The following is a 9,488-nucleotide window of genomic DNA, read 5'->3' on the forward strand; positions in this document are numbered from 1 at the left end:
GTCAGAGATCGCCCGCGCGCTCGACGGGATTTCCCGGGGCCGCCGCCACCTCCCTCAGCAGCGCGAGGTCCACGTCCAGCAGGCTGCGGGCCACCCGGCGGCGCGGGCCCGGCGGGATGGGGGTGAGGGAGGGGACGGCCACGACGGCGCAGCCGGCCGCTTCGGCGGAGGCGACCCCGGTCGGGGTGTCCTCGACGGCCACGCACTCGTCCGGGGTGAGGCCGAGGGTGGCGACGGCGGCCCGGTACGGGTCGGGGGCGGGCTTGGTGCGCGGGGTCTCGCCCTCGGCGACGGAGGTGGTGAACCAGTGGCGTCCCAGGGTGTCGAGGACGGTGTCGACGACGGGCCGGGGCGAGGCCGAGACGAGGGCGGTGGGCACGCCCGCGGCGCGGAGCGCGGCCAGCAGGTCCAGGGCGCCGGGCAGCGGGACGACCTGTCCCCGGACGAGTTCCGCGAAGCGTTCCCCGAGGGCGGTGGTGAGCCGCGGCAGGTCGGCGGGAGCGCCGGGGAGCGCGGCGAGGTGTGCGGCGGTGTCCTCGATCGCGCGCCCCCGGACGAAGGCGATGTCCGCGTCGCCGAGGGTGCGGCCGAGCCGCCGGGCCTCCTCCTCGACGGCCTGCTGCCAGAGGCGTTCGGTGTCGACGAGGGTGCCGTCCATGTCGAAGAGGACCGCTCTCACGCGCCGGCCTCCCGGGTGAAGCGGAGGGTGCGGATCTCGAACGGGCGCAGGGTCAGGGGGAGGGCGCGGTCGCCCGTCGTGGCCGGCGTCTCGGGTGCGTCGGTGTCGAGGGGGCGTTCCAGGAGGTCGGTGACGGTGACGCCGGTCCAGGGGAAGCCGGTGGTGAGGACGGTGCGGGCGCGCGCGCCGTGGGCCTCGTAGAGGCGGACGACGACGTCGCCGGAGCGGTCGTCGGCCAGCTTGACGGCCTCGACGACGACGCCCGCGTGGTCCGTGCCGACGAGGGGCGCGACGGGCGCGGAGCCGGGGACGGTCCGCTCGGGCAGGTTGGCGGCGTAGCCCTCGCGGACGGCGTCGGGGACGCCGGCTCCGACGACGAAGGCGTAGCGCAGCCGGTGCTCGCCCTGGTCGGCGTCGGGGTCGGGGAAGCGGGGGGCGCGCAGGAGGGTGAGGCGGACGGTGGTGGTGGTGCCGCCGTCCTCGCGTACGTCGCGGGTGACGTCGTGTCCGTAGGTGGAGTCGTTGACCAGGGCGGCGCCCCAGTCCTGTTCACCGACGTGGAGGAAGCGGTGGGCGCAGATCTCGAACTTGGCGGCGTCCCAGCTGGTGTTGGTGTGGGTGGGGCGCTTGACGTGGCCGAAGGGGATCTCGGCGGTGGAGTGCTCGGCGCGGACGTCGAGGGGGAAGGCGGCCTTGAGGAGTTTCTCGCGCTCGTGCCAGTCGATCTCGGTGTCGATGTCGAGGCGGCGGGCGCCCTCGCGCAGGGAGAGCAGCTGACGGACGCGGGAGTCGCCGAAGGCGCGCAGGACGAGGACGCCGTCGGCGGTGGCGGTCACGGACTCGGCTTCGGTGAGGTCGCGGACGGTGTTGCGGTAGAAGGCGTCGATGTCCCAGGCGTCGTACTCGTTGGGGAAGTCCTGGTGGAGCTGGAGCAGGTTGGCGGCCGTGCCGGGGGCCAGGGCCTCGCGGCCGGCGGCGAGGTCGACGGCCGAGACGACGAGGCCGCGGGCGTCGATCTCGAAGCGCACCAGGCCGTTGTCGAGCACGTGCCCGGTGCCGTGGGGCGCGGGCGCGACGGGCGGGTGGGGGTCGTGGGCGCGGGGTGCGGCGGCGAAGGCGTCGACGCCGCCGCGGCCGAAGGGGGCGCCGTTGAAGACGACGGTGCCGGGTCCGGGGCCGGCGAGGGTGCGCTGGGCCGTGTCGACGAGCCGGTCGAGTTCGCCGGTGACGGCCGCGTAGGTCTCCTCGGCCTCGCGGTGCACCCAGGCGATGGAGGAGCCGGGCAGGATGTCGTGGAACTGGTGGAGGAGGACGGTCCGCCACAGCCGGTCGAGGGCGTCGTACGGGTACGGGGTGCCGGTCCGCACGGTCGCGGTCGCCGCCCACAGTTCGGCTTCGCGCAGCAGGTGTTCGCTGCGCCGGTTGCCCTGCTTGGTGCGCAGCTGGCTGGTGAGCGTGCCCCGGTGGAACTCGAGGTAGAGCTCGCCGAGCCAGACGGGCGCGTCGGGGTACTCGGCGTGGGCGCGGGCGAAGAAGTCGGCCGGCGGTTCGACGGTGACCTTGGGGGCGCCTTCGAGGTCGGCGAGGCGCTCCGCGCGGGCGAGCATCTCGCGGGTGGGGCCGCCGCCGCCGTCCCCGTAGCCGAAGGGCAGGAGGGAGCTGTTGGCGGCGCCCTTGTCCTGGAAGTTGCGGACGGCGTGGACGAGTTCGCCCGGGGTGACCTCGGCGTTGTACGTGTCGGCGGGCGGGAAGTGGGTGAAGATCCGGGTGCCGTCGATGCCCTCCCACCAGAAGGTGTGGTGGGGGAACTTGTTGGTGGTGTTCCAGGAGATCTTCTGGGTGAGGAACCAGCGCACCCCGGCCAGCTTCATGAGCTGGGGCATCGCCGCGTTGTAGCCGAAGGTGTCGGGGAGCCACATCTCCTCGGTCTCGACGCCGAACTCCCGCGCGTAGAAGCGCTTGCCCTGGACCAGCTGCCGGGCGAAGGCCTCGCCGCCGGTGATGTTGGTGTCGGGTTCCACCCACAGGCTGCCCACGGGCAGGAACTGCCCGGCCGCCACCTTCTCGCGCACCCGCGCGTAGATCTCCGGGCGGCGCTCCTTGAGCCAGGCGAGCTGCTGGGCCTGGGACATGGCGAAGCGGAAGTCCGGGTGGTCGTCCATGAGCTGGGTGACGTTGGAGACGGTCCTGGCGACCTTGCGGGAGGCCTCGCGCAGCGGCCACAGCCAGGCGGTGTCGATGTGCGCGTGGCCGACGGCGGAGACCCGGTGGGCGCTGTCGGCGGCGCGGGCGGCCAGCGCGGGCCGCAGGGCGTCGCGGGCGGCGGGCGCGCTCCCGGCGATGTCCTGGAGGTCGACGACGTCCAGGGCGCGCTCGACCGCGTACAGGATCTGCCAGCGGCGCTCGGAGCCCTCGGGCAGCTCGTGCATGAGCTGCCCGAGGACGTCGAGGTCCTGGGCGAGTTCCCAGACGTCCCGGTCGAAGACGGCGAGGTCGGCGCGGCGGAGCCGGTAGAGCGGGTCCTCGCCGGCGCCCCGGCGGGCGTCGCCGCCGGTGAGCCAGCCGGGGCGGGCGCCGGCGAGGGTCGGGGCGTGCTGGCCCTCGCCGGGGAAGGGGACGGTGGGGTTGGCGGCGGCCTCGACGTAGCAGGTGAAGGTCTCGCCGCCGGTGACCGGGTCGCCGACGGGGATCCAGGAGTTGCGCGGGTTGAGGGCCTTGATCACGGTGCCGTCGGGCCGGTGGACGAGCCCTTCGGTGGAGAAGCCCGCGCCGGTCACGTCGAAGCCGAGGTCGACGACGGCCTCGACCCGCCGCCCCGCCCACTCCTCGGGCACCCGCCCGCTGATCTCGAACCAGCTGGTGGTCCAGGCCGGCCCCCAGCGGTGCCCGAGGTCGACGGGCCGGTAGGGGGCGGTCAGGCCCTCCGCGACGGGTACGGGCTCGCCGGGGACGTCCCAGATCCGCACCTGGAGCGGGGTGGTCCGGGCGTGGGCGGCGGGGCGGATGCGCTGGTTCAGGACGCGGTCGAGGCGCTGTTCGATCAGACGTCGGTTGCTGTGCATGGCGGCTCCGTCGGGGCGGTCGGGGCAGGCGGGCGGTCAGGGCGGGGGAACGGCACGGGCGGGCGCGGCGGTGGCCGGCGCGCGGCGGGTCACTCCTCGGTGGGGCCCAGGGCGGGGGTGTCGCTCAGCCGGACGTGGCGGCCGGTGGAGGCGTGCAGTTCGAGGACGGTGAGCTCGTTGTCGCCTTCGCGCAGGACGGGCGCCGGGACGTACAGGGCGGCCTGCGGGCCGCGGGACCAGTAGCGGCCGAGCGGGAAGCCGTTGATCCAGGCCAGGCCCTTGGTCCAGCCGTCGAGGTGGAGGTAGGTGTCGGCGGGCACGTCGACGGTGAGGGTGCCGCGGTGGAACGCGGGCCCGACGGGCGGCGTCCCGGGGTCGAAGGGGGTGTACGTGAGGGTGTCGAGGCGGTCGAGGGGCAGGGCGCGGCTGTGCCAGGCGGCGGGCGGGTGTCCGTTGACCGTGACGTGGCCGAGGAGGCCCTTGCGGTCGTGGAGGGCGGCCCCGTAGTTGACCCGGCCCTGGTTCTCGACGAGGACGGTGAGGGTGGCGCCCGGCCGGGGCACGGTGAAGGTGAGGGCGTGTTCGTGGTTCTCGCGCTCCAGGACGCCGACCGGCTGCCCGTCGACGAAGACCTGGGCGCGGTCGTGGACCCCTTCGGCGTGCAGCAGTGCCGGTCCCGGGTCGGTCAGCTCGGTCTCGTACAGGACGAAGCCGAAGGACTGGCCGAGCTCCTCCATGGTGAGAGGCCGGCCGGACTTCTCGGGGGTGCCGAGGGCGTCGGCCTGGGCCAGCAGGGGTGCGGTGTACGGGAGTTCCACGGTGCCGTAGGCGGCCTTGGGGGCTGCCGAGGGGACGGGTTCGTCGGGCACGGGGGCGTGGCGGGCGATGACCTCGCGGAAGGCCCGGTACTTGTCGGTGGGGTCGCCGGCCTCGTCGAGGAGGGAGTCGTAGTCGTAGGAGGTGACGGTGGGGCGGTAGGTGCCCTTGTCGTTGGCGCCGTTGGTGAAGCCGAAGTTGGTGCCGCCGTGGAACATGTAGATGTTGACGGAGGCTCCGGCGGCGAGCAGCGTGTCGAGCTCGGTCGCGGCCCCGGCCGGGTCGCGGCGGGTGTGGATGCCGCCCCAGCGGTCGAACCAGCCGATCCAGAACTCGGAGCACATGAGGGGGCCCCGGGGCTGGTGGGCGCGGAGGGCCGCGAGGCCCTCGGTGGCGCGGCTGCCGAAGTTGGCGGTGGCGAGGACGCCGTCGAGGCCGCCGCGGGCCAGGTCGGCGGGCTGGTCGCAGGTGAAGAGGGGGACGTCGACGCCGTGCCGGCGGAGCAGGTCGGCGAGGGCGGCCAGGTAGGCGGTGTCGTCGCCGTGGGCGCCGTACTCGTTCTCCAGCTGGACGGCGATGATCGGGCCGCCGTTGCCGGCGAAGTGGCGGTGGAGCGGGGGCAGGAGGGCGCCGAGGTAGGCGTCGACGGCGCTCAGGAAGCGCGGGTCGCGGCTGCGCAGGACGATGTCGTCCTCGGCGAGCAGCCAGGACGGCAGGCCGCCGCCCTCCCACTCCGCGCAGATGTAGGGGCCGGGCCGGAGCAGGACGTGGAGTCCTTCGGCGGCGGCCAGGTCGAGGAAGCGGGGCAGGTCGAGACCCCCGTCCAGGTGGAACTCCCCGGGGCGCGGGGCGTGCAGGTTCCACGGGACGTAGGTCTCGACCGTGTTGAGGCCGAGGAGCCGTGCCTTGTGGAGGCGGTCCGCCCACTGCTCCGGGTGGACGCGGAAGTAGTGCAGGGCGCCGGAGACGATCCGGAACGGCCGGTCGTCGAGACGGAAGCCGTCGTCGGCGATCTCCAGTCGGGGCATGGCGGTGGTACTCCTCGGGGAGCTCAGTGGAACGTGTTCAGGTGGATCGGGTGCGCGTCGGGCCGGTGATCAGGCGAGCGGCCGGCACAGCAGGGCGTCGGGGACGCCCGCGTGGTTCCACTTCCAGGTGAAGGCGACTCCGGCGAGGTACTCGCCGTCGGCGCACTGGCCCTTGTAGTAGCCGGGGGCCCAGTCGCTGGCGTTCGAGCCGCCGGTGGCGGGCCGGTTGTCGCCGCGGTCGAACCAGAGCACGCGCCCGTTGGTGGGCAGGGTGGCCGTGGCCGGGGCGCAGAGCAGGCCGGACATGGCGTTGCTCTTCACGCTGTAGCCGACGGCGAAGGTGCGGTCGGGGCACTGCAGCTTGTTGTAGCCGCTCGCCCAGTCGCCGGTGACGTACCGCTCGTCGGAGACGGTGGTCCAGGCGCCGGCGGCCTTGGCGGGCTGTCCGGCGTCGGTGCACAGGCCGCGGCCGTCGCTGCGGCCGAGTCCCACCAGGCGCTGGGTGTCGGGGCAGTTGCCCTTGCGGTTGCCGGCCGACCAGTCGGGCTTGGCGAGCATGGTGGCGGAGACGTTGTTGTCGCCGTAGTCCAGGTTGAGCATGTTCCAGCGGGGCGTGACGTCGACGCGGCCCGAGCGGGCGGGCGCCTCGACCAGCCTGGTCCAGTCGGCGGCGCGCCAGTCGCCGGGGTCGAGGACGCCGAGCCGGGCGCCGGCCGCGTTGTAGTTGACCATGGCCCAGGTGTCCTGGGGTGTGCCGGCGGCGTTGGTCCAGCCGACCAGGGGCCAGATGGCGAAGTCGGAGTCGTTGCGGACGAGGATGTCGGTGAAGCGGGCGAACCAGGCGCGTTCCAAGGCGTCGACGGGGCCCCGGCCGCCGGCGCCGAACTCGCTGATCCAGACGGGGGCGGTGAAGTGCTGGCCCTCGCGGGTCACGAACAGGGCCTCGTCGTCGACGGCCTTGGCGAGCTGCTCGGGGGTGAGCTCCCGGTAGCGCGGGTCGTGGGTCTCGCCCGTGCCGGTGGCGCCGGTGTGGTTCGGGCCGGTGTAGCTGTAGAAGTGCGCGGCGTACACCAGCTTGTCGGAGCGGATCAGGGTGTTGGAGAGGGTGGCGACCGGGGTGAGCATGGGGCGCCCGTGGGGCGAGACGTCGGTCGGGATGCCCTGCCAGTTGATGCCCTCCATGACGATCAGGAGGTCCGGGTCGGCCTGGAGGATCTCGTTGCCGGCCTCCTCGAAGGCCTTGTTGAGGTCGTAGTCGTTGCCCCAGCCCCAGTTGGTGTCGTTCCAGGTGTCGCGGCGGACCTCGTTGCGCAGGTCGGCGCCGACGACGCGGGTGTTGTTCTGGTACCGCTTGGCGAGGAACACCCAGTCGTCGATCCACTGGCGGGTGGACTGGCCGCTGTTCCAGCGCTCGTTGCCGTCGAGGCCGCAGCAGAAGCGGTAGCTGGTGGTGTGGTTGTTGAGGACGACCGCGAAGCCGTCGGCGGTGAGCGCCGCGACCACCGAGTCCATGACCTGGAGCGGGGTCTTGCCCTTGAGCTGCGGGTTGGCGGTGACCGCCGAGTCGGGGACGGGGACGGTGTCGTGCACGAGGGCATTGGCGAACGGGAGCCGGATGCTGTTGAGGCCGAGGGCGTGGAAGTCGGCCAGGATCCGGTCGATCGGGGTGCGGTCGAGGCCGAGGGGGATGTTGTGCGACATCTGGTCGGCCTGGTGGTTGGTGACGTCGTTGACGTCACCGCTGCCCTCGTAGGTGCCCTGGGCGCCGGCCCAGTTGCCGGACTTCAGCTTGAAGCGGTTGCCCGAGGCGTCGACGATCCACCGGCCGCGGGTGCTGAGCGGTCCGGTCCAGGAGGCGGCGAGCTGTGGCCCGGTGAGGACGGTGGGCGCTGCCGCGAGGGCGGGCCCGGTGGGTGGGGAGGCGTCCGCGGCGGGGGCGCCGATGAGCAGCGCGGAGACCGTGGCCAGGGCCGCGGTCGCGCGTCGGAGCAGTGTGCCAGGTATCACGAGGGCTCCTTGTGGAGGGGGGTGTGGTGCCTGCTCTGGTGGAACGGTGGGGGGGGTGCGTCAGCCCTTGAGGCCGCTGGTGGCGATGCCTTCGACGATGTACCGCTGGGCGACCAGGAACATGACGACCAGGGGCGTGATGGTGACGACGGCGCCGGCGAAGAGGCCCGGCAGGTTGACGGTCTGGGACGTGAGGAAGGTCGACAGGGCGATCTGCGCGGTCCAGGCCGACGGGTCCTGCCCGATGACCAGCGGCCACAGGAAGGAGTTCCAGCTCTCGATGAAGGACAGGGCGCCGAGCGAGGCGAGCATCGCCCCGGAGCTCGGCAGGGCGATCCGCCCGTACAGGCCGAACCAGCCGAGGCCGTCCAGGCGTCCGGCCTCCTCGATCTCGGCCGGGAACTGGAGGTAGAAGTTGCGGAACAGCAGGACCGCGAAGGGGTTGAACAGGCCCGGCACGATGATGCCCCACAGCGTGTTCACGCCGCCCATGGAGCCGACGACGACGAAGGTCGGCACGAAGGTGACCGAGCCCGGGATCATCAGGGTGGCCACCACGAGGGCCAGCATGACGCCTCGGCCCGGTACGGGGATCCGGGCGAAGGCGTAGCCGGCCGCGGAGGCCAGCAGGGTGGAGACGGGGGCGGTGATCGCGGCGATCAGCAGCGAGTTGCCGAGGGCCTGCGCCATGGAGACCGTGGGGTCGTCGAAGAGCGCGGTGAAGTTCTCGAAGTGGCTGGTCGAGGGCCACCACGTCCAGTCGGGCGCGGTCAGGCCCTGGGAGTCCATCAGCGAGTTGCGCAGCATCAGGTAGAACGGCGCGAGGAAGACGGCCGTCAGCACGCCGACGAGGAGTCCGCGGGTGACGAGGCGGAGGGCTCGGGAGAGTCCGGGAAGGGTCATGTGTGGCTCATCCTTCGCTCTTGCCGAATCCCGTGAACCGGCCCTGGATCAGCGTCACTCCGACGATGAGGGCGGTGAGCACGAAGGCTCCGGCGGAGCCGAGACCGTAGTTCTGGCTGCCCATGGCGGTGTTGTACAGGTGGACCAGCGGCGTCTGGACGGGGGCGGTGCCGGTGCCGGACAGGCCGCTGTTGAAGAGGTTGTAGAACTCGTCGAAGGCCTGGAAGGCGGCGATGAACAGGAGCATCAGGACGGCGACGGAGGTGTTGCGGAGCATCGGCAGGGTGATCCTGCGGAGCATCTTGAAGCCGGTGGCGCCGTCGAGGACGGCAGCCTCGTGGACCTCCCTCGGGATGGCCTGGAGGCCGGCGAGGAACAGCACCATGTAGAAGCCGACCTGGAGCCACAGCCGCAGGGTGACGAGGACGACCCAGTACAGCGGGGGTGACGTCGTCTGCAGCCAGGGGACCGGGTCCGCTCCGAACCAGCCGCCGATCGTGTTGGCGATGCCGGCGGGCAGGCCGTTGAACAGGCTCATCTTCCACAGCAGCGAGGCCGCGACGTAGGAGACGGCCGTCGGGATGAGGAAGGCGGTGCGCACCAGGGCCCGGCCCCGCCGCACCCGGTGGACCAGCAGGGCGAGTCCGAGGGAGGCGGCGAAGGTGACCGGCACGATGAAGGCGGTGAAGACGAGGATCTGCACCAGGGAGTCGCGGAAGGCCCGGTCGGCCAGCAGGGTGGTGTAGTTGTCGAGTCCGACCCAGTTGCCGAGTGCGATGCTGCCGCGGGCGTCGCTGAGGCTGAGCAGGAAGCTCCAGCCGATCGCGACGTACTTGAAGATCGCCAGGCCGACCAGCATGGGCGCGGTCAGCAGGGCGAAGGCGAGCCATCCGGACCGGCCCGCGCGGGGCCGGTGGGCCGGCGGCCGGGGCCGCCGGCCGCGCGCGGCCCGCCCGCGGCCCGCCCCCGGCCCCCCGGGGCGGGGCCCCCCCC

The 9,488-nt window shown here is 73.0% G+C and carries 6 protein-coding genes; all 6 read right to left on the reverse strand.

Features of this window, described 5'->3' with window-relative positions:
* Position 1: 1 nt before the first annotated feature.
* Positions 2-679, reverse strand: a complete 678-nt coding sequence (locus AB0Q96_RS24380; protein ID WP_365328827.1) for an HAD family phosphatase — start codon at positions 677-679, stop codon at positions 2-4.
* Positions 676-3,741 carry a glycoside hydrolase family 38 C-terminal domain-containing protein gene (locus AB0Q96_RS24385; protein WP_365328829.1) on the reverse strand — a complete coding sequence of 1,022 codons (3,066 nt, stop codon included), beginning with the start codon at positions 3,739-3,741 and terminating at the stop codon, positions 676-678. Before AB0Q96_RS24385 ends, AB0Q96_RS24380 begins: the two co-directional genes overlap by 4 nt.
* A gap of 89 nt (positions 3,742-3,830) precedes the next feature.
* Positions 3,831-5,585: a beta-galactosidase gene (locus tag AB0Q96_RS24390; protein WP_365328831.1), complete on the reverse strand. Its 1,755-nt coding sequence runs from the start codon at positions 5,583-5,585 to the stop codon at positions 3,831-3,833.
* Between the two features lie 69 nt (positions 5,586-5,654).
* Positions 5,655-7,592, reverse strand: a complete 1,938-nt coding sequence (locus AB0Q96_RS24395; protein WP_365328833.1) for a cellulase family glycosylhydrolase — start codon at positions 7,590-7,592, stop codon at positions 5,655-5,657.
* A 60-nt stretch (positions 7,593-7,652) separates the two neighbouring features.
* On the reverse strand, positions 7,653-8,495 hold the full coding sequence (locus AB0Q96_RS24400; RefSeq protein WP_365328835.1) for a carbohydrate ABC transporter permease: 843 nt from the start codon (positions 8,493-8,495) through the stop codon (positions 7,653-7,655).
* Positions 8,496-8,502: 7 nt separating this feature from the next.
* Positions 8,503-9,488: sugar ABC transporter permease (locus tag AB0Q96_RS24405; protein ID WP_365328838.1), on the reverse strand; the 986-nt coding region annotated here is incomplete at its 5' end.

Source organism: Streptomyces sp. NPDC093111 (assembly GCF_040683955.1).
Classification (GTDB): Bacteria; Actinomycetota; Actinomycetes; order Streptomycetales; family Streptomycetaceae; genus Streptomyces.